The 26,110-nt window shown below is 63.8% G+C and carries 24 protein-coding genes and 1 pseudogene; 22 read left to right on the top strand and 3 right to left on the bottom strand.

All coding sequences use genetic code 11. The features are described from left to right. Nucleotides 1-2 precede the first annotated feature (2 nt). The 3 genes from NKJ73_RS12140 (at nucleotide 3) to NKJ73_RS12150 (ending at nucleotide 3,669) form a co-directional block, all read left to right on the top strand. Nucleotides 3-1,289, top strand: coding sequence for a glutamate-5-semialdehyde dehydrogenase (locus NKJ73_RS12140; protein ID WP_352569550.1), 1,287 nt, complete (start codon nucleotides 3-5; stop codon nucleotides 1,287-1,289). 205 nt (nucleotides 1,290-1,494) lie between these two features. Continuing rightward, a complete protein-coding gene (locus NKJ73_RS12145; RefSeq protein ID WP_352569551.1) occupies nucleotides 1,495-2,127 on the top strand; it encodes a nicotinate-nucleotide adenylyltransferase in 633 nt (210 codons plus the stop codon). A 252-nt stretch (nucleotides 2,128-2,379) separates the two neighbouring features. Next, complete coding sequence (locus NKJ73_RS12150; RefSeq protein ID WP_352569553.1) at nucleotides 2,380-3,669, top strand: MFS transporter; 1,290 nt, start codon at nucleotides 2,380-2,382, stop codon at nucleotides 3,667-3,669. 29 nt (nucleotides 3,670-3,698) lie between these two features. Here the strand turns inward: NKJ73_RS12150 and NKJ73_RS12155 are convergent, their stop codons facing one another. Then, nucleotides 3,699-4,556 (bottom strand): mechanosensitive ion channel family protein, encoded by an 858-nt coding sequence (locus tag NKJ73_RS12155; RefSeq protein WP_352569554.1) that lies wholly within the window; start codon nucleotides 4,554-4,556, stop codon nucleotides 3,699-3,701. Nucleotides 4,557-4,795: 239 nt separating this feature from the next. On the opposite strand from NKJ73_RS12155, the gene rsfS reads away from it, so the two are divergent. The 8 genes from rsfS to NKJ73_RS12195 all read left to right on the top strand — a co-directional run bounded on the left by rsfS (nucleotide 4,796) and on the right by NKJ73_RS12195 (nucleotide 13,036). Next, entirely contained in the window at nucleotides 4,796-5,173 is a 378-nt protein-coding gene (rsfS, locus tag NKJ73_RS12160) for a ribosome silencing factor (RefSeq protein ID WP_023678068.1), read from the top strand. 61 nt (nucleotides 5,174-5,234) lie between these two features. Continuing rightward, nucleotides 5,235-5,717 (top strand): 23S rRNA (pseudouridine(1915)-N(3))-methyltransferase RlmH, encoded by a 483-nt coding sequence (gene rlmH / locus NKJ73_RS12165; RefSeq protein WP_023678067.1) that lies wholly within the window; start codon nucleotides 5,235-5,237, stop codon nucleotides 5,715-5,717. Nucleotides 5,718-5,868: 151 nt separating this feature from the next. Then, nucleotides 5,869-7,212, top strand: a complete 1,344-nt coding sequence (locus NKJ73_RS12170) for a murein hydrolase activator EnvC family protein (protein WP_352569555.1) — start codon at nucleotides 5,869-5,871, stop codon at nucleotides 7,210-7,212. After that, nucleotides 7,213-8,538 (top strand): S41 family peptidase, encoded by a 1,326-nt coding sequence (locus NKJ73_RS12175; RefSeq protein WP_023678065.1) that lies wholly within the window; start codon nucleotides 7,213-7,215, stop codon nucleotides 8,536-8,538. 202 nt (nucleotides 8,539-8,740) lie between these two features. Then, nucleotides 8,741-9,937, top strand: coding sequence for a divergent polysaccharide deacetylase family protein (locus tag NKJ73_RS12180; protein ID WP_352569556.1), 1,197 nt, complete (start codon nucleotides 8,741-8,743; stop codon nucleotides 9,935-9,937). Between the two features lies 1 nt (nucleotide 9,938). Further along, nucleotides 9,939-10,460: an RNA pyrophosphohydrolase gene (locus NKJ73_RS12185; RefSeq protein WP_352569557.1), complete on the top strand. Its 522-nt coding sequence runs from the start codon at nucleotides 9,939-9,941 to the stop codon at nucleotides 10,458-10,460. A gap of 29 nt (nucleotides 10,461-10,489) precedes the next feature. After that, nucleotides 10,490-11,641 carry an alanine racemase gene (gene alr, locus NKJ73_RS12190; RefSeq protein WP_352454935.1) on the top strand — a complete coding sequence of 384 codons (1,152 nt, stop codon included), beginning with the start codon at nucleotides 10,490-10,492 and terminating at the stop codon, nucleotides 11,639-11,641. 138 nt (nucleotides 11,642-11,779) lie between these two features. Next, nucleotides 11,780-13,036 carry a D-amino acid dehydrogenase gene (locus tag NKJ73_RS12195; RefSeq protein WP_502905371.1) on the top strand — a complete coding sequence of 419 codons (1,257 nt, stop codon included), beginning with the start codon at nucleotides 11,780-11,782 and terminating at the stop codon, nucleotides 13,034-13,036. Nucleotides 13,037-13,073: 37 nt separating this feature from the next. Here NKJ73_RS12195 and NKJ73_RS12200 read toward each other — a convergent pair whose 3' ends face one another. Next, complete coding sequence (locus NKJ73_RS12200) at nucleotides 13,074-13,955, bottom strand: LysR family transcriptional regulator (protein ID WP_023678060.1); 882 nt, start codon at nucleotides 13,953-13,955, stop codon at nucleotides 13,074-13,076. Nucleotides 13,956-14,333: 378 nt separating this feature from the next. Here NKJ73_RS12200 and NKJ73_RS12205 point away from each other — a divergent pair, with 378 nt between their 5' ends. From NKJ73_RS12205 to NKJ73_RS12215, 3 genes are all read left to right on the top strand, one after another. Continuing rightward, nucleotides 14,334-15,830, top strand: coding sequence for a CoA-acylating methylmalonate-semialdehyde dehydrogenase (locus NKJ73_RS12205; protein ID WP_352471248.1), 1,497 nt, complete (start codon nucleotides 14,334-14,336; stop codon nucleotides 15,828-15,830). A gap of 190 nt (nucleotides 15,831-16,020) precedes the next feature. Further along, on the top strand, nucleotides 16,021-16,317 hold the full coding sequence (locus NKJ73_RS12210; RefSeq protein ID WP_023678058.1) for a hypothetical protein: 297 nt from the start codon (nucleotides 16,021-16,023) through the stop codon (nucleotides 16,315-16,317). A gap of 303 nt (nucleotides 16,318-16,620) precedes the next feature. Beyond that, on the top strand, nucleotides 16,621-16,935 hold the full coding sequence (locus NKJ73_RS12215) for a hypothetical protein (RefSeq protein ID WP_352569558.1): 315 nt from the start codon (nucleotides 16,621-16,623) through the stop codon (nucleotides 16,933-16,935). Between the two features lie 13 nt (nucleotides 16,936-16,948). Here NKJ73_RS12215 and NKJ73_RS12220 read toward each other — a convergent pair whose 3' ends face one another. Continuing rightward, nucleotides 16,949-17,539, bottom strand: coding sequence for a GntR family transcriptional regulator (locus NKJ73_RS12220; RefSeq protein ID WP_502895519.1), 591 nt, complete (start codon nucleotides 17,537-17,539; stop codon nucleotides 16,949-16,951). A gap of 166 nt (nucleotides 17,540-17,705) precedes the next feature. Here NKJ73_RS12220 and NKJ73_RS12225 point away from each other — a divergent pair, with 166 nt between their 5' ends. The 8 genes and pseudogenes from NKJ73_RS12225 to NKJ73_RS12260 all read left to right on the top strand — a co-directional run bounded on the left by NKJ73_RS12225 (nucleotide 17,706) and on the right by NKJ73_RS12260 (nucleotide 26,061). Then, a complete protein-coding gene (locus tag NKJ73_RS12225) occupies nucleotides 17,706-18,599 on the top strand; it encodes a dihydrodipicolinate synthase family protein (protein ID WP_352569559.1) in 894 nt (297 codons plus the stop codon). A 48-nt stretch (nucleotides 18,600-18,647) separates the two neighbouring features. Then, complete coding sequence (locus NKJ73_RS12230; RefSeq protein ID WP_352569560.1) at nucleotides 18,648-19,898, top strand: NAD(P)/FAD-dependent oxidoreductase; 1,251 nt, start codon at nucleotides 18,648-18,650, stop codon at nucleotides 19,896-19,898. Nucleotides 19,899-19,926: 28 nt separating this feature from the next. After that, nucleotides 19,927-20,928: a 4-hydroxyproline epimerase gene (locus NKJ73_RS12235; RefSeq protein ID WP_023678053.1), complete on the top strand. Its 1,002-nt coding sequence runs from the start codon at nucleotides 19,927-19,929 to the stop codon at nucleotides 20,926-20,928. A 333-nt stretch (nucleotides 20,929-21,261) separates the two neighbouring features. Continuing rightward, on the top strand, nucleotides 21,262-22,164 hold the full coding sequence (locus NKJ73_RS12240; protein ID WP_023678052.1) for a branched-chain amino acid ABC transporter permease: 903 nt from the start codon (nucleotides 21,262-21,264) through the stop codon (nucleotides 22,162-22,164). Nucleotides 22,165-22,168: 4 nt separating this feature from the next. Next, nucleotides 22,169-23,797: a high-affinity branched-chain amino acid ABC transporter permease LivM gene (livM, locus tag NKJ73_RS12245; RefSeq protein WP_352569561.1), complete on the top strand. Its 1,629-nt coding sequence runs from the start codon at nucleotides 22,169-22,171 to the stop codon at nucleotides 23,795-23,797. Then, a pseudogene (locus tag NKJ73_RS12250) lies at nucleotides 23,797-24,957 on the top strand (ABC transporter ATP-binding protein); the annotation flags it as partial. The gene livM and the pseudogene NKJ73_RS12250, both read left to right, overlap by 1 nt. Nucleotides 24,958-24,965: 8 nt before the next feature. Then, nucleotides 24,966-25,694, top strand: a complete 729-nt coding sequence (locus NKJ73_RS12255) for an ABC transporter ATP-binding protein (protein ID WP_352455032.1) — start codon at nucleotides 24,966-24,968, stop codon at nucleotides 25,692-25,694. A 19-nt stretch (nucleotides 25,695-25,713) separates the two neighbouring features. Beyond that, nucleotides 25,714-26,061 carry a DUF6867 family protein gene (locus tag NKJ73_RS12260; protein WP_023678048.1) on the top strand — a complete coding sequence of 116 codons (348 nt, stop codon included), beginning with the start codon at nucleotides 25,714-25,716 and terminating at the stop codon, nucleotides 26,059-26,061. Nucleotides 26,062-26,110: the final 49 nt, after the last annotated feature.

Below are 26,110 nucleotides of genomic sequence, written 5' to 3' on the forward strand. Positions count from 1 at the left end.
CCATGCTGACGCTGCATGAAAAATCCCGGGATGATACCGTGGCGCTGATGGCCGATATCGGCCGCCGCGCGCGTGCCGCGGCCCGCCCGCTGGCCATAGCTGCGGCCGAGCGCAAGCACGCGGCGCTGATCGGCATGGCTCAGGCGATCCTTCGGCATGAGCAGGACATCCTCGACGCCAATGCCATCGACATCAGAAATGGCAGGGAGGCTGGCCTATCGGCAGCGTCGATGGATCGGCTGAAGCTCGATCCCGCCCGCATCCGCGCCATGGCAGACGGTATCAGCGAGATCGCCGGGTTACGCGATCCGGTCGGCGATGTCATTGCCGCATGGGACCGGCCGAACGGGTTGCATATCGAACGGGTGCGCACGCCGCTCGGCGTCGTCGGCGTCATCTATGAGAGCCGGCCTAACGTGACCGCCGATGCCGGCGCGCTCTGCCTCAAGGCGGGCAATCCGGTGATCCTGCGCGGCGGCTCGGATTCGGCGAATTCTTCCGCCGCTATCCATGCCTGCCTGGTCGAGGGGCTGAAGCCAGCCGGGCTGCCGGAGGATGCCATACAATTGGTGCCGACCACCGATCGCGCCGCCGTCGGCGAAATGCTGAAAGGACTTTCCGGCAATCTCGAGGTCATCATTCCGCGCGGCGGCCGCAGCCTGGTCGAGCGTGTGCAGAACGAGGCACGGGTGCCGGTCTTCGCGCATCTCGAGGGCATCTGCCATCTCTATATCGACCGATCGGCCGATCTCGACATGGCGGTCAAGATCGCGGTCAATGCCAAGATGCGGCGCACCGGGGTGTGCGGTGCTGCCGAGACGCTGCTGGTCGACCGTGCCGCCGCCGGCACGCACCTGGTGCCGATCCTCGAGGCCCTGCGGGCGGCGGGCTGCGAGATCCATGCCGATGCCGAGGCGCTGAGGCTTTATGCCGATGCCCAGCCCGCGACCGATGCAGACTGGGTGACCGAGTATCTCGATGCCATCATTGCGGTGAAGCTGGTCGACGGCATTGGCGGCGCCATCGAGCATATCGAGACGTTTTCCTCGCATCACACCGAGGCGATCATCGCCGAGGACGCCACAGCGGTCGACCGGTTCTTCAACGAGGTCGATTCGGCGATTCTTCTGCACAACGCCTCGACCCAGTTTGCCGATGGCGGCGAGTTCGGCATGGGCGCCGAGATCGGCATCGCCACCGGCAAGATGCATGCACGCGGGCCGGTCGGCGTCGAGCAACTGACCTCGTTCAAATATCGCGTGCGCGGGTCGGGACAGGTGAGGCCTTGAATCCGTCCACAGTCCGAGCCTGAGAGGCGTGCGCCCAGCCACCCCCCTCTGTCCTGCCGGACATCTCCCCCTCAAGGGGGGAGATCGGATGTCGCATAGACTTTCGCCAATCTTCGATGTCGCACTAAGGGCGCCAGGGATGAAGCTGACAATCTCCCCCCTTGAGGGGGAGATGCCCGGCGCGGCAGAGGGGGGTGCCTGACGCATGCTTGCCTTGTCCGAACATGCCATATCCTCCCGCTATCTCAAGACGCCGCATGCCGGGAAAGGCGTGGCGGTCGGGCTGTTCGGCGGTTCGTTCAACCCGCCGCATGCCGGCCATGCGCTGGTCGCCGAGATCGCACTCAGACGCCTTGCGCTCGATCAGCTGTGGTGGATGGTGACGCCCGGCAATCCGCTCAAGAATGCCGGAGACCTGGCGCCGCTGGCCGAGCGGCTGCAGCTATCCGAAAAGATCGCGAAGAATCCGAAGATCAAGGTCACCGCATTCGAGGCGGCCCACCGCGTCCGCTTCACCGCCGACACGCTGGCGCTGGTCAAGGCGCGTAACCCGGGCGTCGATTTTGTCTGGATCATGGGCGCCGACTCGCTTCGCGACTTCCACCGCTGGCAGCGCTGGCGCCGCATCGTGATGACGTTTCCGATCGCGGTGGTCGACCGGCCGGGTGCGACGCTGTCGTTCCTGTCGTCGGTGGTCGCCAAGACCTTCGACTATGCCCGCGTCGACGAGGGCGATGCGCCGCGGCTCGCCCGCATGGACGCGCCGGCCTGGACCTTCATCCACGGCCCGCGTTCGTCGCTGTCGTCGAGCGCGATCCGCAAGGTGGCAAAGGGATAGGAGTCTCCTTCTCCCCTTGTGGGAGAAGGTGGCCGAGCGAAGCTCGGTCGGATGAGGGGTGCTGGAATGATCGCTATCTTGAAGAACTAAGCACTTAAAATCCCTCGGTCTTTTTACGCTGCATTTCTTCCAGCACCCCTCATCCGTCTCGGCGCTGCGCGCCGATCCACCTTCTCCCACAAGGGGAGAAGGCAAGTCCGGTGATGTCGCTTTTGCCGCTGCCTTGACCTGCTTGATGGGCGATCCTCGGTCATGACGATTCTCGAGCGCGACCAGGACAAGAACGGTCTAGGGCAGCCGGCGCCGTCGATCGCCATTGCCAGCATCCTTTTGTCGATGGCGCTGATCGCCGTCGGCAATGGGCTGATGTTCGCCTATATCCCAGTCCGGCTCGGCGCCGAGGGCTTCGATCCGACATGGGCGGGGCTGATCGTCACCGGCCTTTCGGCTGGCGGCCTCGCCGGCTGCATCCTGACCGGGCCGCTGGTGCGGCGTGTCGGCCATGCCCGCGTGTTCATGGTGCTGTCGGCACTGATCGTGCTGTCCAACGCCGCGGTCGGCGCCGGGCCGCACCCATTGCCATGGATCGCTGCACGGGCACTCTACGGCTTTGCCATATGCGGCCTGTTCATTGTCGCGCAGAGCTGGCTGAACGATGTCGTCGCCAACGCCATCCGCGGCCGGGTCATGGCTATCTTCTACGTTGCCTACGTCGCCGGGCTCGGCGTCGGCTACTCGACGCTGGCGTTGGTCGATATCCGCGCGGCCGACGCGCCGCTGATCGGCATTGCCTTCACCGCGCTGTCGATCCTTCCCGTCGGGCTGACGCGGCTTGCGCAGCCGCAGGCGCCGCAAGCGGCGTCCGTGGCGCTTGGCCGCGCCTGGCGGATCTCCCCGGTCGGCGTTGCCGGCATGCTTGCCGTCGGCGGCCTGTCGATGACGATCTCGGGTTTTGCGCCGATCCATGCCACGGCCAAGGGCTACAGCCAGGCCGACGTCGCCTTGCTGCTTTCGGCAATGCCGGTCGGCACGCTGATCCTGCAGATTCCGCTCGGCTGGATTTCCGACCGCACCGACCGGCGCTTTGTGCTGATCGCTGCGTCGGCGCTTGCCGCCGCGGCGGGCCTGTTTGCCCTCGGTTTCGACGGCGGCGCGCTGGCGGCGCTGCTTGTCATCTATGTGGTCTGGGACGGCGCCTCGGAATCGATCTACTCGCTGGCCAGCGCCCATGCCGGCGACCGCGCCGGCAAGGACGACATGGTGGCGCTGTCGAGCTCGCTTTTGTTTGCCTGGTCGCTGTCCGGCTTCGTCGTACCCGGCATTGTGACCGGACTTTCCGCCGTCTACGGCACGCAGGCCTTCATCTATGTGGCAATCGTCATTGCCACCGCCTACTGCCTGTTCGTTCTCTGGCGCGTCGTCATGGTGCGGCCGGTGCCCGCCACCGAGACCGGCAGTTTCGCGCCGATGACGGCGCAGGCGCCGTTGCCTGTCGATCTCGCCTTCGCGCCCGAAGATCAGCGCGGGCGCGGAGAGCTTTGAGGGCCATCTGCCGGCCGGCTTAAGATGCTCTATTGCCGCGTGGCAGAGGCATCCGGCTGCGGCGCTTTCGGCGCCGGCGCCGGGATTGAAAGGCCTTCGGCATCGAACGCCTGCTTGACGCTCTTGGTGAGGTCGATCTGGGCGGCGAAGAAATCGGCAGCCGCCGTCCAGTAGCGCAAGGTGATGGCGACGGTGCTGTCGCCGACAGTCGCGACAAAGGCGATCGGCGCCGGCTGCCGCCTGACGCGCCGGTCGGCGGCGGCGACACCGAGCATGGTCTTCTGCGCAAAATCGATGTCGTTCCAGGAGCCGATGCTGAGCGTGATGTCGCCGCGGCGCACACCGTTGCGGGTGAAATTGCGGACCGGCTGGTTCCACAGGGTCGAGTTGGGTGCAAGCACGTAGACGCCTTCGACCGTCCTCAGCGTTGTGGCAAACAGCCCGATCTCCTCGACGGTGCCGGATATCGCGCCGACTTCGACATATTCGCCGATGCGGAACGGCCGCAGCGCCAGGAGCATGATGCCGGCGGCAATGTTCTGCAGCGTGCCTTGCAGCGCCAGGCCGATGGCCAGGCCGGCGGCACCGATAGCGGCAATGATCGAAGCCGTCTGCACGCCGAACTGGCCGAGAACCATGATCACGACCAGTCCCAGGATGGCGTAGCGGACGACCTGCGAGAAGAAATGGCGGAGCGTTTCGTCGAAGCCGCTGATATGGCCGAGGCCGGCATAGATCGAACGCTCGGCGAGGCCGGCGACGATGTAGCCGATGACCAGCAGGATGACGGCGCCGACCGCCGAAAGCGAGTAGGAGACGATCAGCGTGCTGAGTTGCGCCAGGCCGGATTGCACGGTGAGGAGGGCGTTCTGGGGATCGATCGGCATGTCGGGATTCCGGTTCGTGGATGAGCCGATAACCGCTGCGGGGCGAGGCGGTTCCGATTTTCTGGCCCGAAAAGCCGGATATTCGGCCGCTGCCGGGTGCCTGCTTGCGAGCGGTGTCTTGAAACTGCGACCTAACTCTGCCTATCTAAGCAGTGTCACCTGATTTCAGAGGTGATTTGGTTGTTCTTGCTGCGAAAGGAAATACACTGAGAACAGCACTGCGGAAGAAGGCCGACATCGTGCCTTCGCCGGCCGGGATCAGCGTAAACGACGCCGTGTCCCGCGCCATCAAGACAGTCCTTGCCAGTCTGGAAGACTCCAAGGCCGAAAACATCGTCTCAATCGACATTCAGGGGAAATCGAGCCTCGGCGACTACATGGTCGTCGCGTCGGGCCGATCGCACCGTCATGTCTCGGCTGTTGCCGATCATCTCCTCAAGGCGCTGAAGGATGCCGGGCTCGGCACGGCGCGCGTCGAGGGGCTGGCTGGCGCCGACTGGGTCCTGATCGATTCGGGCGACATCATCGTCCATGTCTTCCGTCCCGAGGTCCGCGACTTCTACAATCTCGAAAAGATGTGGCAGGCGCCCGATCTCGAGGAGGAGACCCTCCACTGAGCCGTATTCGTCTTGATGTATGTCGTCGTTCGACATGCATCAGCGGCTCTTCGAGGCAGGGATGAAGATTACGGTTCATGCCGTGGGCCGAATGAAAGCCGGCCCCGAGAAGCAGTTGGCCGACCGCTATTTCGAGCGTTTTGCCAGGAGCGGTCCTGCCGTAGGCCTCGAATTCGCCGGGATCGTCGAGATTGCGGAAGGTCGCGCGCAGACAGCCAATGAGCGCCGGCGCGAGGAAGGCCAGAAGCTGCAGACGCACTTGCAACCGGGCACGGCGCTGATGCTGCTGGATGAGCGCGGCAAGAACCTTTCCTCCGAGGATTTCGCCGGCCGCATAGGTTCGCTGCGCGATGGCGGGCGCAAGGCGCTGGTGATCGCCATTGGCGGCGCCGACGGCCATGACCAGTCGCTGCGCGACCTGGCTGATCTGACGGTGTCGCTCGGCGCGCTGACCTGGCCGCATCAGCTGGTCCGCGTGATGCTGGGCGAGCAGCTTTACCGGGCGGCCACTATCCTTTCCGGTCACCCCTACCATCGTTCATGAAGTCGGCTCCGTCGGCGAATTGATGCCAGCCGCCCGGATTTTTGCCCCAATGCTCATCGACAGTTTGGGCTCATGGGGTTTGCGGATGGCGGCCGGGGCTCGAACATGGTTGATGGTTCGTTAACGAAGCCGCGCATAGAGTTAGGCTTCAATGTCTGAAGACTGGAAATCACGAACGGGCTCCTGGCGCGTGCGCTACGGCATCGCCGTGGCGACGATCGCGCTTTCGCTCGGCGTCGCGCGGGCCGAGAACACGCTCGACCTGGCGCCCGACCCGGACCAGAGCCGCGCCGAATACGAAAAAGTATCGAAAGAGATCACGCTGTCGTCCGAGCGGCTGGCCAAGCTCGCCGCCGACATAGCGGCTGTCAAGAAGGACCACGCCTCGATCACCGCGGCGCTGATCCAGTCGGCGATGACCGAGCAGAAGCTCGGCCGGGACATCGAGGACATTGGCGGCAAGCTGGAGGGGCTGAAGGCGCAGGGGCAGAAGATCCGCGCCTCACTGGCCGCCAGACGCGACGTTCTGGCCGAAGTGCTCGGCGCGCTGCAGCGCATGGGGCTCAATCCGCCGCCGGCGATCCTGGTCAAGCCGGAGGACGCATTGTCGTCGGTGCGCAGCGCCATCCTGCTCGGTGCCGTGGTGCCGGAACTGCGCCAGCAGACCGACATGTTGCTGGCCGACCTCAAGGAGCAGTCGCGGGTGACGGCCTCGATCGAGGCCGAGCGGGCGCGGCTGACGGCAGCTGTCGGCGAGCAGGCGACGGAAAAAAAGCGGCTCGGCATGCTGCTCGAAGCCAAGCAGAAGCTCGCCGCCGATACGCAAACCGCGCTGGCCGCCGAAAAGCAACGGTCCGCGATGCTGGCGGCCAAGGCCGGCAGCCTGAAAGAACTGATCGCCTCGCTCGAGGCCGACAGAGCCCGCAAGGCGGCGGATGCGGCCAAGGCAGCCGAGCAAAAGACGGCCGACGCCGACAAGGGCCCGGCATCGGCTGCGGCGCCGACGGAATTGGCCTCGCTGCCGGTGCCGGAGAGCAACAGGCTCACCGCTGCCGCGCCGTTTTCCGCGCTTCAAGGGCAGATCGCGCTGCCGGTCACCGGCAGGATCAAGCGGCGGTTCGGGGCCGACGACGGTAACGGCGCGATGATGCTCGGTGACATGGTTGCGACACAATCGGGAGCCATCGTCACAGCGCCGGCGGATGGAAATGTGCTTTATGCGGGGCCTTTCCGCTCTTACGGTCAACTCTTGATCCTGAATGCGGGTGACGGCTATCATGTCGTCCTGGCGGGGATGAGCAGAATCAGCGTCGCGTCTGGCCAGTCGGTGCTCGCAGGTGAGCCGGTCGGCGCGATGGGAGAGGCCCGGGTGGCGAGCACCTCGGCATCGAAGAATGGAAATGCCACGCCGGAGCTCTATGTCGAGTTCCGCAAGGATGGAAAACCCGTCGATCCGGCCCCATGGTGGGCGGACCGTTTTTCTGGAAGGACGTGAATGATGCGGAAACTGTCGCTTCTGTTTGCCGGTGCGCTGATGGGTGCATCGGCGATGAGCCTGGTCTATGGCGCGCCCGGCTCGACAGCGAAAGCTGCGGGCTCCGAGACCTATAAGCAACTGGCGATCTTCGGCGATATCTTCGAACGGGTACGGGCGAATTATGTGACGCCGCCCGACGACAAGTCGCTGGTCGAAAATGCCATCAACGGCATGCTGTCGTCGCTCGACCCACACTCCTCCTACATGAATGCCGAAGAAGCGCAGGACATGCGCGTGCAGACCAAGGGCGAATTCGGCGGCCTCGGCATCGAGGTCACCATGGAGAACGACCTGGTCAAGGTGATCACGCCGATCGACGATACGCCGGCCGCCAAGGCAGGCGTGCTCGCCGGCGACTATATCGCCAAGATCGACGGCGAGGAGGTCCGCGGCCTGACGCTCAACGACGCTGTCGAGAAGATGCGCGGGCTGGTCAATACGCCGATCAAGCTCACCATCCTGCGCCAGGGCGCCGACAAGCCGATCGAACTGACGGTCGTGCGCGACATCATCAAGGTCAAGGCGGTCAAGTTCCGGGTCGAAAACGACATCGGCTACATGAAGATCACCTCCTTTACCGAAAAAACCTATGACGACCTCGAGAATGCCATCGACACCATCAAGAAGCAGGTGCCGAACGACAAGCTCAAGGGCTACGTGCTCGACCTGCGCCTCAATCCGGGCGGTTTGCTCGACCAGGCGGTGAGCGTGTCGGATGCCTTCCTCGACCGTGGCGAGATCGTCTCGACGCGCGGCCGCGACCCGAAGGACGTCACCCGCTTCGACGCGCGGGCCGGCGACGACATCGGCGGCAAGCCGCTGATCGTGCTCGTCAATGGCGGCTCGGCCAGTGCCTCGGAAATCGTCGCCGGCGCGCTGCAGGATCTGCGCCGCGCCACGGTGGTCGGCACGCAGTCCTTCGGCAAGGGTTCGGTGCAGACCATCATTCCGCTTGGCGAGAACGGGGCGCTGCGGCTGACGACGGCGCTCTATTACACGCCGTCCGGCAAGTCGATCCAGGGCAAGGGCATCACGCCCGACATCAAGGTCGACCAGCCGCTGCCGGCGGAACTGCAGGGCAGGGACCTGACGCGCGGCGAATCCGACCTCAAGGGCCATATCAAGGGCGCCGACGAAAGCACCACCGGTTCGGGTTCGGCAGCCTATGTGCCGCCGGAACCGAAGGACGATTTGCAGCTCATCTATGCCGAGCAGCTGCTGCGCGGCCAGAAGACCGATCCGGCGTTCCCGCCGAATCCGCAAAAGGCCGTGTTGAACCAGTAAGGGCAGGCAAGCCGGGCCAAACAGGTCTGGCTGCCTGAGCGAAGCGATGCGATGCGGCCGGGGCCGCGAGGCTCCGGCAGTTTGATTCGGGGGCCGCGGCCGGCATGCTGCGCGTCCAGTGAAGCAAGGGGACGCGCCGACATTTTGGATTTGCGCCTCCGGAGAAGGTTTCACTTCGGGGATGCGCGCCGGGGGTGCGGGCTTGGCTGATATCGGCAAGGACATAGAACGACCTCTCGGACAGGCGATCCGGCTGCCGCGCTCAGGCAGCGGGATCAGCGCCGGTGCGGTCGCGGCCGCGCTTGTCGTGCTGTCGGTGGTAGGCGTCTCCAGCGCGATCGCCTTGCGAGACAAGCCGTTCCGGAAGCTGCAAGAAGTAGCCGTTTCGACGCCTAAGACGCCGGCGGCGGATACCGCCGCCGCGCCCGCCAAGGCGACGCCCGAAATGGCTGCGCCAAGCAACGCAAGCGGGGCCAACATAAGCGGGCCGAAGACGGGCGGTCCGCAGATCATCCATGTCCAGACCGAGGGGGGCGACGGTCCACCCGAGGCGGCCATAGTCATTCGCGACCCTTCGACGATCGGCCAGAACCTCAGGATCGCGCATATTCCCGACAAGGCGCTGGTCGAGGCCAGCGAAACCGGTCCGTTGCCGATCCGCGCCGCCGACGGCAGGCGCCCGTTCGATGTCTATGCGCGGCCGTGGTCCGGGGCTCGCGGTGCACGCGTCGCGCTCGTCATCGGCGGGCTTGCCGTGTCGCAGACCGGCACGCAGGCAGCCATCGCCAAGCTGCCGGCGGAAGTGACGCTGGCCTTCGCGCCGCAAGGCAACAGCATCGGCCGCTGGATGCAGGTAGCGCGGCAGAGCGGCCATGAGGTCATCATGCAGGTACCGCTTGAGCCGTTCGACTATCCGAACGTGAATCCCGGCCGTAACACGCTGACCGTGGCTGCAACGCCGGACGAGAATTTGAAGAATTTACGCTGGGCGCTGTCGCGAACGACCAACTACACCGGCGTCATGAACTATATGGGCGCCCGCTTTTCGGCCGACGCGACGGCGATGGGGCCGTTGATGGCCGAGCTTGGCAAGCGTGGTCTGGCCTATGTCGACGACGGTTCGTCGGCGCGCAGCCTGGCACCCGAACTGGCGCTGAAGGACGGCGTGCCGTTCGTCGGCGGCGATACGGCGATCGATGCGGTGCAGGACCGCGGCGCCATATTGAAGAAACTGGATGGGCTGGAAGCGACGGCACGGGCGAAAGGGTTTGCCGTCGGCATCGGCTCGGCTTTCGACCTGACGGTGGATACCGTGTCTTCCTGGGTGACCGAGGCCAAGAAGCGCGGCATCGAGATCGTGCCGGTTTCGGCGGTGGCCATAGATCCGGAAAAAGGCTGAGATGGCAAAGAACAAGCTCGTTGACTCCGAGACGCTGCCCTACCGGCCCTGCGTAGGGGCGATGGTCCTCAATGAGGCCGGCCTGGTCTGGGTCGGCCGTCGCATTGCCGAGCCGGACAGCGAATTCGCTGGAAAGACGCAGCTCTGGCAGATGCCGCAGGGCGGCATCGATGATGGCGAGGAGCCGCTGCCCGCGGCGGCGCGTGAACTTTACGAAGAGACCGGCATGCGCTCGGTGTCGCTGCTGGCCGAGGCGCCGCACTGGATCAAATACGACCTGCCGGCGCATCTGGTCGGCGTCGCCTTCAAGGGACGATATCGGGGCCAGACGCAGAAATGGTTTGCCTTCCGTTTCCACGGCGACGAAAGCGAGATCGCGATCAATCCGCCGCCGGGTGGCCACAAGGCCGAGTTCGACCGGTGGGCGTGGCGGCCGATGCTGGAATTGCCGGGCCTGATCGTGCCGTTCAAGCGCAAGGTCTACGAAGACGTGGTGGCGGCGTTCCGGCACCTGGTGGCGTAGCCGCCGGCCTTCCGTTAAAACAGGTCGGCATGAACGACATCTCAAGCAAATCTCTTCCGCCGACCGTCACCCTGGGCGAACCGATCAGCGAAGCCGCGGCAGGGGCGATCCTGACCATCGATCTCGGCGCCGTCCGTGAGAACTACCGGCGGCTGAAGGCGCGGCTGGGCGGCGTCGGCTGTGCTGGAGTGGTCAAGGCCGACGGCTATGGGATTGGCGCGGCGCCGGTGGCGGCGGCGCTGATGGGTGAGGGCTGTAATACTTTCTTTGTTGCGCATTTGGCCGGCGGCATCTTGCTGCGCAAGGCGCTCGGCTCAGACCCGGCCATTTATGTGCTGAACGGCATTCCGCCGGGTGCGGAAACGGAAGCGGTTGCGGCAGGGCTTTGCCCAGTACTCAACAGCGCCAGCCAACTCGCGGCATGGCGCGAGATGGCCGGGCGGGTGGGCCGTAAGTTGCCGGCCGCCCTCCAGGTCGACAGCGGCATGTCGCGGCTCGGCATGATGCCATCCGAGGTGAAGGCAGTCGCGCAGGATCCGCAGGCTTTCGACGGTGTCGAACTGACGTTCGTGATGAGCCATCTCGCCTGCGCCGATGAACCCGAGCAGCCGGCCAACGAGCGGCAGCGGCTGGAATTCGAACGGCTGCGCCGGATGCTGCCGGAAGCGCCGGTTTCCCTTGCCAATTCATCAGGCATTTTTCTCGGGCAGCGCTATCACTACGACCTCGTTCGTCCGGGTGCCGCTCTCTATGGCGTCAATCCGACGCCGGCGAAGGACAATCCGATGCTGCCGGTGGTGCGATTGCAAGCCAAGGTCATCCAGACGCGGATATTGGAGGCCGGCGCCGGTGTCGGCTACGGTCACACTTTCCACGCCAAGGCTCCGCTTGCCGCGGCGACGATTTCGCTCGGCTATGGCGATGGCTGGCATCGACGCGCCGCTTCCTCCGCCTGGCTCGAAAATGTGCGGCTGCCCTTCGTCGGCCGGGTTTCGATGGATTCGATCATCCTCGACATTTCCGCATTGCCGCCCGGCAGGCTGAAGGCCGGCGACCTCGTCGAACTCATCGGACCGTCGTCGCAGACGGTGGACCAGGTAGCCGGCCAAGCCGGCACCATCGGCTATGAGGTCTTGACCAGTCTCGGCCACCGTTTCCACCGGCGCTATGTGAATGGCTAGGACGCAAGGTTGTTGTCCTCACGCATGTCTTTTCCCTAAGCATCGGCACTTGGCTGAGGCCACAGAATCCGGCAGACATGAGGCGGCGATGATCCCGGTCTCGAATCCCGACGAGATGCCGCCGCGGAGAACCAAACGATGAAGATCTTCGTGCTGGGCGGCGGCGTGATCGGGGTCACAACCGCCTATTTTCTTGCCGAGGCCGGTCATCAGGTGACGGTGATCGATCGCCAGAAAGGCCCGGCGCTGGAAACCAGCTTTGCCAATGCCGGCGAGATCTCGCCCGGCTATGCCTCGCCCTGGGCCGGGCCCGGCGTTCCGCTGAAGGCCATCAAATGGCTTTTGATGAAGCACGGTCCACTGGTGGTGCGACCGGCCCTCGATCCGCATATGTGGATATGGCTGGTCAAGATGCTGCGCAATTGCACGGCTGAACGCTACGCGCTGAACAAGGCGCGCATGGTGCCGCTGGCCGAGTACAGCCGCGACACGCTGAAGGCGCTGCGCGAGGCGACCGGCATCGCCTATGACGAGCGCGCCAAGGGCACGCTGCAGCTCTTCCGAACGCAAAAGCAGCTCGACGGCGTCGGCGGCGATGTCGAGGTGCTGAAGGCCTATGGCGTCCCCTACGAGGTCCTCGACCCCGACGGCTGCATTGCGGCCGAGCCTGGGCTGGCCGGCGTGCGCGAAAAATTCGTCGGTGGCCTGCGGTTGCCCGGCGACGAAACCGGCGACTGCAAGATGTTCACCGACAGGCTTGCCGAGCTTTGCGCGGCACGCGGCGTCACCTTCGAATACGACACGGAGATACGGCGCGTCGTCAAGAAGCGCGATCGCATCACCAACGTCAGCACCAGCAAGGGCTGGATGGTCGCTGATGCCTATGTGATGGCGATGGGCAGCTATTCGGCACGGTTCATGCGCATGCTGAAGCGGCCCATCCCGGTCTACCCGGTCAAGGGCTATTCGATCACCCTGCCGATCAAGGACGCCGCCGCCGCACCGGTCTCGACCGTGATGGACGAGAGCTACAAAGTAGCGATCACCCGGCTCGGCGACCGTATCCGGGTCGGCGGCACGGCGGAGATTTCCGGCTTCGACCTGCGGCTGCACGAATCGCGGCGGCGCACGCTCGAACATTCGGTCGGCGACCTGTTTCCGGGCAGCGGCGACATGCGATCGGCGACCTTCTGGTGCGGGCTGCGGCCGATGACACCCGACGGGCCGCCGCTGATCGGCCGCACCGATTTCTCCAATCTCTATCTCAACACCGGCCATGGCACACTCGGCTGGACCATGGCCTGCGGCTCGGCCAAAGTTCTGGCCGACATCATCTCCAGCCGGGTGCCGGACATCGACGTCGGCGATCTCGGGCTCGGACGATACGCCAAGTAAGACGCCCACCAGCTAAGACAGCCAGCGGCCGGCAGGCTCACGCAAACAAACCCCTGTCCCGTTCGACGGCCTTGGTAATGAAGCTCGCGACGACCTGGACGCGGCGCAGCGGCCTGACCGATTCATGATAGACCAGCCAGTAGGCGCGGCGTATGGGTGCGACGATATCGAGAGGCACCAGCTCCGGCATCGAGCGGGCAACGAAGGTGTGCAGGATGCCGATGCCGGCGCCGGAACGCACTGCTTCGGCCTGGCCGAGCGCGGAGGAAATAGCGAAGCTGGTGCGCCAGTCGGGGCTGAATTCGGCCGCGTAGTCGAGCGAGCGACTGACGATCAGGTCCGGCACGTAGCCGATCAGCGTATGCTGGCCTAGCTCGGCGGCGGTTCCGGGCAGGCCATGGGTGTCGGCGTAGGCCCGCGACGCGAACAGGCCGAGCGTGTAGTCGACCAGCTTTCCCGCCACCAGGCGGCCTTCCGTCGGCCGTTCGACGGTGATGGCAATGTCGGCCTCGCGCCGGGACAAAGAGAAGGAGCGTGGCACCGGCACCAGCTGGATGGTGAGCTCACGGTGCAGAGCGGTCAGCGCGCCGAGGCGCCTGGCCAGGAAGGCGACGCCAAAGCCGTCCGGCGCGCCGATGCGCACGGTGCCCGAGACGTCGTCGCCTTCGCCTGAAACGGTCGAGCGCGCGGCGATCATGTCGCCCTCCATGCGTTCGGCAATCTCGAGGAAACGCTCGCCCGCCGGCGTCAGCTCGCTGCCGGTGGTAAGCCGGCGAAACAGTTTTGTCCTGAGCGCATCCTCGAGGGCGGCAATGCGGCGCGAGACGGTCGCGTGATTAAGCTCCAGCCGCCTGGCGGCGCCGAGGATCTGGCCGGCCCGCGCTACGGCAAGGAAGATACGGGCATCATCCCAGTTCATGAGGGTGGTCTTGGCGATAACGATCAAAACCGCGTTCCTTCGCGCCCCCCTCTGTCCTGCCGGACATCTCCCCCTCAAGGGGGGAGATTGGCAGTTCCGCCGCAGGCGTCTTTCTTGCCGCAGTGAAGATTTCCGAAGGCGGGCGTGACAGCCAATCTCCCTCCTTGAGGGGGAGATGTCCGGCAGGACAGAGGGGGGCGGTGAAGGAACTCAATCTCAATCCTTGCTGCTGGGGACCTGCATTCTTCCTATTTGCGAGAATTGATGCTCTGCCGTCAATCGCTATCTATTCTCCGCACAACGGTTGCGTTTTCGCTCGCGTTGCCATCGCTCCCGCAAAGGCGGACAATGCCTCATCACGAACCAGGGAGAGAGACCATGATCGAATACGGTCATTTCATCGGCGGCAAGCGCGTCGCCGGAACCAGCGGCCGCAAGCAGGACGTCATGCAGCCGATGGACGGCACGGTGCGCGGCACGGTGGCGCTGGCTTCGCAGGCGGAATTGCGCGCGGCGGTCGAAAACGCCAAGGCCGCACAGCCCGGCTGGGCGGCGACCAATCCGCAGCGACGCGTACGCGTCCTGATGCGGTTCCTCGAGCTGGTCGCCAAGGAGTATGACGCGCTGGCCGAGATATTGGCGCGCGAACACGGCAAGACCATCGCCGACGCCAAGGGCGACATCCAGCGCGGCCTCGAAGTGGTCGAGGTCTGCATCGGTGCGCCGCATATGATGAAGGGCGAGTTCACCGATGGCGCCGGCCCCGGCATCGACGTCTATTCGATGCGCCAGCCGCTCGGCGTCGTCGCCGGCATCACGCCGTTCAATTTTCCGGCGATGATCCCGTTGTGGAAGATCGCGCCGGCCATCGCCTGCGGCAATGCCTTCATTCTCAAGCCGTCCGAACGCGACCCGGGCGTGCCGATGCGCATTGCCGAACTGTTCATCGAGGCCGGTCTGCCGGCGGGCATCCTCAATGTCGTCAACGGCGACAAGGAAGTGGTCGACGCCATCCTCGACGATCCCGACATCAAGGCCATCGGTTTCGTAGGCTCGACACCGATCGCCCAGTACATCTATTCGCGCGGCTGCGCGGCCGGCAAGCGCGTGCAGTGCTTCGGCGGCGCCAAGAATCACATGATCATCATGCCGGATGCCGACATGGACCAGACCGTCGACGCGCTGATCGGCGCCGGCTACGGCTCGGCCGGCGAGCGCTGCATGGCGATCTCGGTGGCCGTCCCGGTCGGCAACGACACCGCCAACCGGCTGATGGAAAGACTGGTGCCGCGCGTCGAGAGCCTGAAGGTCGGTCCGTCGACGGATTCTTCCGCCGATTTCGGCCCGCTGGTCACGGCGCAGGCGCTGGAGCGGGTCAAGTCCTATGTCGACACCGGCGTCAAGGAAGGCGCCAAGCTGGTCGTCGACGGCCGCGGCTTTTCCATGCAGGGCTACGAGAACGGCTACTATATGGGCGGCTGCCTGTTCGACAATGTGACCGCCGACATGCGCATCTACAAGGAAGAGATCTTCGGGCCGGTGCTCTCGGTCGTTCGCGCACCGACCTACGAGAACGCCATCAAGCTCGCCAACGAGCACGAGATGGGCAATGGCGTCGCCATCTTCACCCGCGACGGCGACGCGGCGCGCGACTTCGCCTCGCGGGTTCAGGTCGGCATGGTCGGCATCAACGTGCCGATCCCGGTGCCGATCGCCTACTACACCTTCGGCGGCTGGAAGGCGTCCTCCTTCGGCGACCTCAACCAGCACGGGCCGGACGCGTTCCGCTTCTACACCAAGACCAAGACGGTGACGTCGCGCTGGCCGTCCGGTGTGAAGGACGGTGCCGAGTTCGTCATCCCGACGATGAACTGATCCAGATCGCAAACACTGAACGAGGCCTGGGCTCGGACCCGGGCCTTTTCGTTTGAACGTTAATGTGATGGAACCAAGAAGGCAGCAATCTTCTTAGGTTGCAGTCCTGCCGCGAAGGAGACGCTGGCAGATCAACCAACGGCGCTGGTGACGGCTCCGGGGGAAATGTCCGGCGCAAAGGAGGTGTCAGATGACACGTCTCATGGCGACTATAGCTTGCGCTGCGATGGCCCTTTCCGCCGTCCCGGCAATGGCTGCCGAGCAATGCGCGGCTCGCGCCGATATGGTCAAGGCGCTCGGCGAGAAGTTTCATGAAAACCCGAGCGCGGTCGGCGTCGTCAATCCGAATGTGGTGCTTGAAGTCTTCGTTTCCGACAAGGGCACCTGGACCATCCTCGCCAGCGACACAAAAGGTCAAAGCTGCGTGATTTCAGTCGGCGAAGGCTGGGAAAGCGCGATGACGACAGCGGCGCTGCCAGGCATCTGAACGATTTATCACGGGTCTGCGCGCCTCGGCATGGCCGCGCGGCCTGTGGCCCATTCTTTCGGCGACAACCGTAAAACGGATCTGCAGGCGCCCGCTTGGGCGCCTGCTTGCGCTTTTCCATTGCCGATACCATATATCGAGAACATAATGGGAACATCTGGAATCGTTCCCACCAATGGCAGACCGGAACACAGAAAGGAACGACGCGATGATGATGACGTCGGAACCGGCCTGGATCGCTCCGGCAAAATGAGGCAATCAAACCCCTCCTTTGCCGGAACGTGATGGCAAAGGAGGTGCCCTATGGCACGCAAATCGCTGTTGAGATGGGTGAAAACCCTGGTTTTTGCTGGCGCATTGGCGGTGGGTACGAACACCGCAGGCGCGCAATATCAATACTGCGTTGAACATGGCGAGATCGTCGCCCATTTGAGCGAGAAGTTCCAGGAAAGGCAGTTTGCTTTGGGGCTGATCGGTCATGAGGCGGTCATGGAAGTCTTTGTCGCCGAGACCGGAACCTGGACCATCGTCGTCACCGATATCGCTGGCAGAAGCTGCATCGTCGCGGCCGGCGACAATTGGGAAAACGTGATGGCCCTGCCCGGCCAGGGCGCATGACGAAATGGCAGGCTCAGCGCGTAGCAGCCGCCTCGGCATGGCCGCGCAAAAGCGCCATCAGCCGCTTGGCGTCCTTGGCCGCGGCCTCTTCGTCGCCGGCGAGGATCGAACGGATCAGCGCGACATGATGCTCGGCCGATTCGGCCAATCCGGTATCGGCCTTGTAGCGGAACCAGAAGCGACGGCTGTGGGTTTGCAAGGGTGCCGCCAGGCGCGCGGCGAACGGGTTGTCGGCAGCCAGCGCCAGCGCCTCGTCGAGCGCCTTGTCGGCCTGGATGAAGTAGAACACATTTTCCGAAATCACTGCCTTTTGCATGGCAAGGGCAGCGTCATGGAACAGGTCGGCGGCCTCGCGGGTAACGAAGCGGGCGGCCGAGCGGGCAAGCACCACCTCGACGCCACGGCGGGCGTCGAGGACACGCAGCCAGTCGCCGGGGTGGAGCGGCGCGATGGCGATGCCGGCGCGCGGCCGGACCTCGAGCAGCCCCTCCCAGGCCAGCCGCTGGATTGCTTCGCGAACCGGGGTGCGGCCGAGGCCGAGCCTGTCGATCAGCGCCCCCTCGGTGATGAAGCTCGCCGGCGCCAGTTCGAGAGTTACGATCATGTGCTCGAGCCTGCGGTAGGCCTTCGCGGTCGCCGGCTCGGAGCCCGGTCTGTCATATACCAATGCGACTTCTCCTGATATATTGTTGATATATCATATCAGATTCAATGTTGACAGCCGGCTTCTTAAGAAATATACGACTGATATATCAGATGGAGCGATCGACATGTGGGCCGGAGTCTTCCCCGCCGTTACGACCAAATTCACCGAGGACGACGGCCTCGACCATGCCGAGATGGAGCGCTGCTTTGCGCTGCAGATGGAGGCCGGCTGTGACGGCATCATCGTCTGCGGGTCGCTCGGCGAAGGCCCGATGCTGTCGCACGACGAGAAGATCGCGGTGCTGAAGAACGCGCAGAAGATCGCCGGCAAGAAACCGGTGCTGTTGACGGTCAACGAGGCCGGTACACGCGAGGCGGCGGCGATCGCGCGCCGCGCCGCCAAGGCGGGCGCCAACGGTTTGATGGTGGTGCCGAGTCCGATCTACCATACCAATGCCGAAGAGACGGTCGCGGCACTCAGCGCCGTCGCCGCGGCCGGCGACCTGCCGGTGATGATCTACTCCAACCGGCTTGCCTACCGCGTCGACGTCACCGTCGACCAGATGGAGGAGTTGGCGAAGGACCAACGCTTCGTCGCCATAAAAGAGTCCTCCGACGACATCCGCCGCTCGACCGAGATCATCAACCGCCTCGGCGACCGCTACGACCTGTTCACCGGCGTAGACAATCTCGCCTTCGAGGCGCTGTCGGTCGGCGCCATCGGCTGGGTGGCGGGCCTGGTCACCGCGTTCCCGCGCGAGACGGTCGCCATCTACCAGCTGATGAGACAGGGCCGTCGCGAGGAGGCGCTGAAGATCTACCGCTGGTTCCGGCCGCTGCTCGACCTCGACGTCTCGACCTATCTGGTGCAGAACATCAAGCTCGCCGAAGTGTTGGCGATCAACACCAACGACCGCGTGCGCATGCCGCGCCAGCCATTGTCGGGCGAGCGGCGCAAGGCAGTCGAAAAGATCGTCAGGGATGCGCTGGCGGTGCGGCCAGAGCTGCCGACATTCTGATCCAGTCGCTTTGAAGGCATTTGCAGATGTGCAGCGCGGCGCATGGCAATGAATGATAATGCTACGCTCGATGTCGCCATCATTGGTGGCGGCATCATCGGCATCTGCGCCGCCGCCTTTCTGGCAGAGGCGGGCCAAAATGTCACGATCTTCGATCGGACGGGGATCTGTGAGGAAACCAGCTCCGGCAATGCCGCTGCCTTTGCCTTCTCCGATGTGCTGCCACTCGCCCACAAGGGCATGATCAAGCAGTTGCCGAAATGGCTCGCCGACCCGCTCGGCCCGCTCAGCATCCCACCCGCGTATCTGCCGAAGCTGCTGCCCTGGCTGGTCCGCTTCTGGCGCGCCGGCCGAAGCGACCGCTATGAAGCCGGCCTTGCCGCGCAGGCCGGGATGATGAAGCTCGCCGAGGCGGAATGGATGGGCTTGCTCGACCGTTCCGGCACACGGCCGATGCTGCATGAGGACGGCTCGCTCGAACTCTACGACAGCGAGGCTGAGTTCAAGGCCTCGCTGACCGGCTGGGCGGCAAGGCAGCGCTTCGGCATCGGCTTCAGCCATGTCGAGGGGAGCGCTCTCACAGCCCTGCAGCCCGGTCTGTCGCCGCGCTTCGTCAAGGGAACGTTCGTGCCGGGGTGGAAAACCGTTGCCGATCCCAAGCTGCTTGGAAAGGCCTTGTGGGCCTATGCCGAGAGGTTGGGCGCCGGGTTCGAAAGGGCCCGGATCGAGCGTGTCAAGGCGGGACAGGACGGCGCGATCTTGACCACGGCCGACGGCACGCGGCGACGGGCGAAGCACGTCGTCATCGCTGCCGGGGCCTGGTCGCATCTGCTGGCGAGACATCTCGGCGACGGAATCCCGCTGGAGACCGAGCGTGGCTACAACACGACGTTGCCGAAGACTGCCTTCGATGTAAGGCGGCAATTGATCTTCTCCGGGCATGGCTTCGTCATCACGCCGCTCGAGACGGGCCTGCGCGTCGGCGGCGCGGTCGAACTCGGCGGCCTTGAGCGGCCGCCCAATTATGCGCGCTCGAAAGCGCTGCTCGAAAAGGCGCAGAAATTCCTGCCGGGACTGGATCCGGCCAATGGACGCGAATGGATGGGGTTCCGGCCGTCGCTGCCGGATTCGCTGCCGGTGATCGGGCGGTCGCAACAAACGCCGTCGGTGGTGTATGGTTTCGGCCACGGTCACCTCGGCCTGACCCAGGCTGCGGCGACCGGGCGCTTGATCCGCGAGCTCGTTCTCGGGCAGAATCCATCGCTCGATCTCGGCCCGTTCAGCCCGCAACGGTTTTGAGTTCGAAGACATTCAGTTGGGAGCCGGCATGGCCAAGAATTCCTTCTTCTGCATAGACGGCCACACCTGCGGCAATCCGGTGCGGCTGGTCGCCGGCGGTGGGCCTTTGCTCAAGGGCTCAACGATGATGGAGCGGCGAGCGCATTTCCTGGCCGAATATGACTGGATCCGCACCGGGCTGATGTTCGAGCCGCGCGGCCATGACGTGATGTCCGGCTCGATCCTCTATCCGCCGACGCGTGAAGATTGCGACATCGCCATCCTGTTCATCGAAACCTCGGGCTGCTTGCCGATGTGCGGCCACGGCACCATCGGCACGGTAACTTTTGCCGTCGAGCATGGGCTGATCAAGCCGAAGACACCGGGCGTGCTCAGGCTGGATACGCCGGCGGGCGTGGTCGTAGCGGAGTACAGCCAGGTCGGCGACTATGTCGAGGAGGTGCGCATCACCAATGTGCCTTCCTTCCTCTATGCCGAGGCACTGACGGTCGAATGCCCCGGGCTCGGCGAGATCAGCGTCGATGTCGCCTATGGCGGCAATTTCTACGCCATCGTCGAACCGCAAAAGACCTATCGCGACATGGCCGACCATTCGGCCGGCGAACTGATCGCCTGGAGCCCGGTGGTGCGGCAGCGGCTCAACGAAAAATATACCTTCGTGCATCCGGAGAATCCCGGCATCAATACGCTGTCGCACATATTGTGGACCGGCGCGCCGACCAACCCGCAAGCCGATGCCCGCAACGCCGTCTTCTACGGCGACAAGGCAATCGACCGGTCGCCCTGCGGCACCGGCACCTCGGCGCGTATGGCGCAGCTTCACGCCAAGGGCAAGCTTGGGGTTGGCGACGACTTCGTCCACGAATCGATCATTGGTTCGCTGTTCAAGGGCAGGGTCGAGGAAGAGGTCACCGTCGCCGGCAAGCCGGCAATCATTCCCTCGATCGGCGGCTGGGCACGAATGACCGGATTGAACACGATCTTCATCGACGACCGCGACCCGTTCGCGCACGGCTTCGTCGTCAAATAGAAAAAACACTGACGCAAGGGAAAGAGAGAGCGCAAGCGGATTGACGTCAACGGCGCAACGATCCCGCTCATCAACTTATTTTGACGGCGATTTCTTCGAAATGGAGCGCATGCTGCGATTGAATCGTCAAAGACATTGCGTTAGGCCAATGGTAGGGTCCGCGATGGTCCAGGGGGCGGACGGGAACAAAACGGGCAATCGAACGGCGTGCGGCGAAAACACGCATAATGATCGAAAAATCACGTTGCAATCCGGGCTCGAAACTTTACGACTAGGGGAAATACGAAAAGGAATGCGTCTGCATGGGCGACATTCCAGGGGAGCCACGACAGCATGCAGTATTTTGTCCAGCAGCTTATCAATGGGCTGACGCTGGGATCGATCTATGGGCTGATCGCGATCGGCTATACGATGGTCTACGGCATCATCGGCATGATCAATTTCGCCCATGGCGACATTTTCATGATCGGCGCTTTCACCGCGCTCATCGTTTTCCTTATCCTCGGTGCGTTGTTCTATTCGCTGCCGATCGTCGTTGCGCTGCTGATCATGATGATCGTCGCGATGCTGCTGACCAGCCTGTATAATTGGACGATCGAGAAGGTGGCCTACCGGCCTTTGCGCGGTTCATTCCGGCTGGCGCCGCTGATCACCGCGATTGGCATGTCGATTGCGCTGTCCAATTTCGTCCAGGTGACCCAAGGGCCGCGCAACAAGCCGGTCCCGCCAATGGTGTCCAAGGTCTACAACATCGAAGGCATCAGCGTCTCGCTGAAGCAGATCATCATCGTCCTGGTCACCATAGTCCTGCTGGCGCTGTTCTGGTACCTGGTCAACAAGACCTCGCTCGGTCGGGCGCAGCGCGCCTGCGAGCAGGACCGCAAGATGGCCGCACTGCTTGGCATCGACGTCGACCGCACCATCTCGATCACCTTCATCATGGGCGCCGCCCTTGCCGCCGTCGCCGGCACGTTGTTCCTGATGTACTACGGTGTGGTGGTGTTTTCCGACGGCTTTACGCCCGGTGTGAAGGCATTTACTGCCGCGGTGCTCGGCGGCATCGGCTCACTGCCCGGCGCCGTGCTCGGCGGGCTGATGATTGGCTTCATCGAAAGCATGTGGTCGGCTTATTTCTCGATCGATTACAAGGACGTCGCCGCCTTTTCCATCCTGGCGATCGTGCTGATCTTCCTGCCTTCCGGCATTCTCGGCCGGCCAGAAGTCGAAAAGGTCTGAGATCATGGCGGTTACCGTGTCTCCGGAAAGCACCGTCGTCGCCACCCCGGTCCAGCGCGCTTTTCGCGAAGCGCTCTATGCCGGCGCCATCTCGCTTGGCCTGTTCGTGCTGTTCATCGGCCTGAAGACCGACCAGAACATCTCCAACGAACTGATCCTGGTGCAGCGCTGGGGCTTGCTCGCCGGCGTCGTGATCGCCACCATGGCCGGACGCTTCCTTTACGTCGCCTATGGCCAACCCTTCCTGGCGAACCAGAAGATCGTCGACGTCGCCACCGGCCTGCTGCCGGTCAGCCTGGCTTCGCGATTCTTCCGCCTTCCCGCGTTCATCGTGGCGCTCGCCGTCGCCGTTATTCTGCTCGCGCTCAGCGGCTTTCTGACCGAGGCCTTAGGGCCGGAACTTTCCGATTTCGTGCGGTTCGTGCGGGCGCTTGCAATCATCTATGCGCTGGCCTGGCTGATTTATCATTTCCGGGCCTTCATTCATGCTCATTTCTCGGCATTGGGCATAACTGCACTGGCGCTCTACCCGATCGTGGTGGTGTTGGTGCTAGCGCTATATGCCGGGTCGATGGCCGCCGGTTTCCAGGGTTCGCTGAAGTATGTCGACAATTACGGCATCCAGATCCTGATCTACGTGATGCTGGCCTGGGGGCTGAATATCGTTATCGGCTTGGCCGGCCTGCTCGATCTCGGCTATGTCGCCTTCTACGCCGTCGGTGCCTACGCCTATGCGCTGCTCGGCACGCATTTTGGCCTCTCCTTCTGGATCCTTCTGCCCGCCGCCGGCCTAATGGCTGCGTTTTGGGGGGTGATGCTAGGCTTCCCGGTGCTGCGCTTGCGCGGTGACTATCTGGCGATCGTGACGCTCGCCTTCGGCGAAATCATAAGGCTGGTGATCATCAACTGGCGCGAGGTGACCAACGGCTCGGCCGGGATTTCCGGCATCCCGAAGGTCTCTTTCTTCGGCCTGATGTCGTTCAACGTCTCCGATCCGAACTACATCTCGAAGGTGCTCGGCATCGCCCAATCGGGTGCCTACTACAAGATATTCCTCTACTATTTGATCCTCGGGCTCTGCCTGCTGACGGCCTTCGTCACCGTGAGGCTCAGGCGGATGCCGGTCGGCCGTGCCTGGGAAGCGCTGCGCGAGGACGAGATCGCCTGCCGTTCGCTCGGCATCAACACCACCACCACCAAGCTCACCGCCTTTGCCACGGGCGCGATGTTCGGCGGCTTCGCCGGCTCGTTCTTTGCCGCGCGGCAAGGCTTCGTCAGCCCGGAATCCTTCGTCTTCCTGGAATCGGCGATCATCCTCGCCATCGTCGTGCTTGGCGGCATGGGCTCGCTGGTCGGCATTGCCGTCGCCGCCATGGTGATGATCGGCGGCACCGAAGTCCTGCGCGAACTGGATTTCCTCAAGACCGGCCTCAGGTGGGGCAACACTACGGTCATACCCGGTTTCGGGTCCGGCTTCACGCCGGAACTGTATCGCATGCTGCTGTTCGGCATGGCGATGGTCATCGTCATGCTGTGGAAGCCGCGCGGCTTCGTCGGCAGCCGCGAGCCGACAGCTTTCCTCAAGGTGCGCAGGGCGGTGTCCGGGTCCTTCACCAAGGAGGGACACGGCTGATGAACGCGAGCCCCTCCATGAACAATGCCATCCTGCAGGTCGAGCATCTGTCGATGAAGTTCGGCGGTCTCGTCGCCATCGGCGACCTTTCCTTCCAGGCCAAGCGCGGCGAGATCACCGCGCTGATCGGTCCGAACGGCGCCGGCAAGACCACCGTGTTCAATTGCATCACCGGTTTCTACAAACCGTCGGAAGGCATGATCACGCTCAACCGGCGCGACGGCTCGACGTTCCTGCTCGAACGCTTGCCCAACCATGAGATCCCGGCGCGCGCCAAGGTGGCGCGCACCTTTCAGAACATCCGCCTGTTCTCGGGCATGACGCTGCTGGAGAACCTTCTCGTCGCCCAGCACAACAAGCTGATGAAGGCCTCCGGTTACACCATTCTCGGCCTGTTCGGCTTTAGCGGCTACAGACAGGCCTCGGCGGAATCGGTTGAACTGGCCGAGCACTGGCTGGAGAAGGCCGATCTTGTCGACCGCGCCGACGATCCGGCCGGCGATCTGCCCTATGGCGCGCAGCGGCGGCTCGAAATCGCTCGCGCCATGTGCACCGGGCCTGAGCTTCTGTGCCTCGACGAGCCGGCCGCTGGTCTCAATCCGAAAGAATCGGCGGGGCTCAATGCGCTGCTGATGGACATCAAGGACAACACCGGCACGTCGATCCTTTTGATCGAGCACGACATGGCGGTGGTGATGCAGATTTCCGATCACGTCGTGGTGCTCGAATACGGGCGCAAAATCTCGGACGGCAACCCGCAATCGGTGCGAACCGACCCGCGCGTCATCGCCGCCTATCTTGGCGTCGACGACGAGGAGGTCGAGACGGTGCTCACCGAAGTCGGCGACGAAGATGTCATCGAGCAATTGGATACGGGCCCGGATGCCGCCCACGGCCCAGGCACATCGTCTTCCTATCTCGCCGGACCGGTTGCCGACACGGTCGGCCACAGCGAGGGCGAGCGCGTCACCGTGTCGAAAGGTGCCTCGAAAGCCGGGCAGTTCGATGCGAGGTCGAGTGCCGCAGCAAGCAAGGCGGCAGCGCAGGCCAAAGCCAAACCGACGGCGAAATCTTCTGCCGCGAAATCCTCTGCAGCAAAGCCGGCCACCAAGGCTCCGGTGAAGCCGAAGACGCCGCGCGTCTCCAATCGGCGCGGAGGGCGCAAGTGATGGCCGGCACAACGCTGCTCGATATCAAGGGCGTTCAGACCTACTACGGCAACATCAGGGCGCTGAACGGTGTCGACGTCACCGTCAGGCAAGGTGAGATCGTAGCGCTGATCGGTGCCAACGGCGCCGGCAAGTCGACGCTGATGATGACCATCTTCGGTGCTCCCCGCGCCCGCGCGGGTACCATCACATTCGCCGGTACCGACATCACCCAACTGCCGACCCACGAGATCGCGCGCATGCGCATCGCCCAGTCGCCGGAAGGGCGCCGCATTTTCCCGCGCATGACGGTGATGGAAAACCTGCAAATGGGCGCCAGCCTCGACAACCTTGAGCATTATGACGAGGACGTCGAGAAGGTGTTCACGCTGTTTCCACGCCTGAAGGAACGCATTGCCCAGCGTGGCGGCACGCTGTCCGGCGGCGAGCAGCAGATGCTGTCGATCGGGCGCGCGCTGATGGCACGGCCGAAGCTGCTCCTGCTCGACGAGCCGTCGCTCGGCCTGGCGCCGCTGATCGTCAAGCAGATCTTCGACGCCATTCGCGAGCTGAACCGCACGCAGGGACTGACGGTGTTCCTGGTCGAGCAGAACGCCTTCGGCGCACTCAAGCTCGCCACGCGCGGCTATGTCATGGTCAACGGCAATGTGACGATGAGCGGCACCGGCAAGGAACTGCTCGCCAATCCGGAAGTGCGCGCCGCCTATCTCGAAGGCGGCCATCACTGAGTTTCAGGAGACATCAATCATGCAGGGCATTCTCTATGAGGAACCCTCGATCTGGCAGTTCTTCTTCGTCACCTGCCTGCTCGGCGGCTGGGCGGCGTGGATGACGGGCAAGGCGTGTGCGCAGACGTGGCGCAGCTTCGCCCAGTTGTTCGCCTTCATGCTGGGGCTCGGCATCGGCATAAGGTTCATTCATCACGCGCTGTTCGGCGGAACGATGTTCTCGCTGCATTACTACATCGTCGATACCATTGTGCTGATGATCTTGGGCTTCATCGGCTACCAATACACGCGCACCAACCAGATGGTAACGCAGTATAATTGGCTTTACGAAAGAGCCTCTCTTTTGAGCTGGAAACCAAAAGGTTGACATTTATCATTAACGGCGTTTCAGGGATGAATCGGCGTGACAAGTGCCT

Origin of the sequence: Mesorhizobium sp. M0074 (assembly GCF_040322975.1) — a bacterium.
Taxonomy (GTDB): domain Bacteria; phylum Pseudomonadota; class Alphaproteobacteria; order Rhizobiales; family Rhizobiaceae; genus Mesorhizobium.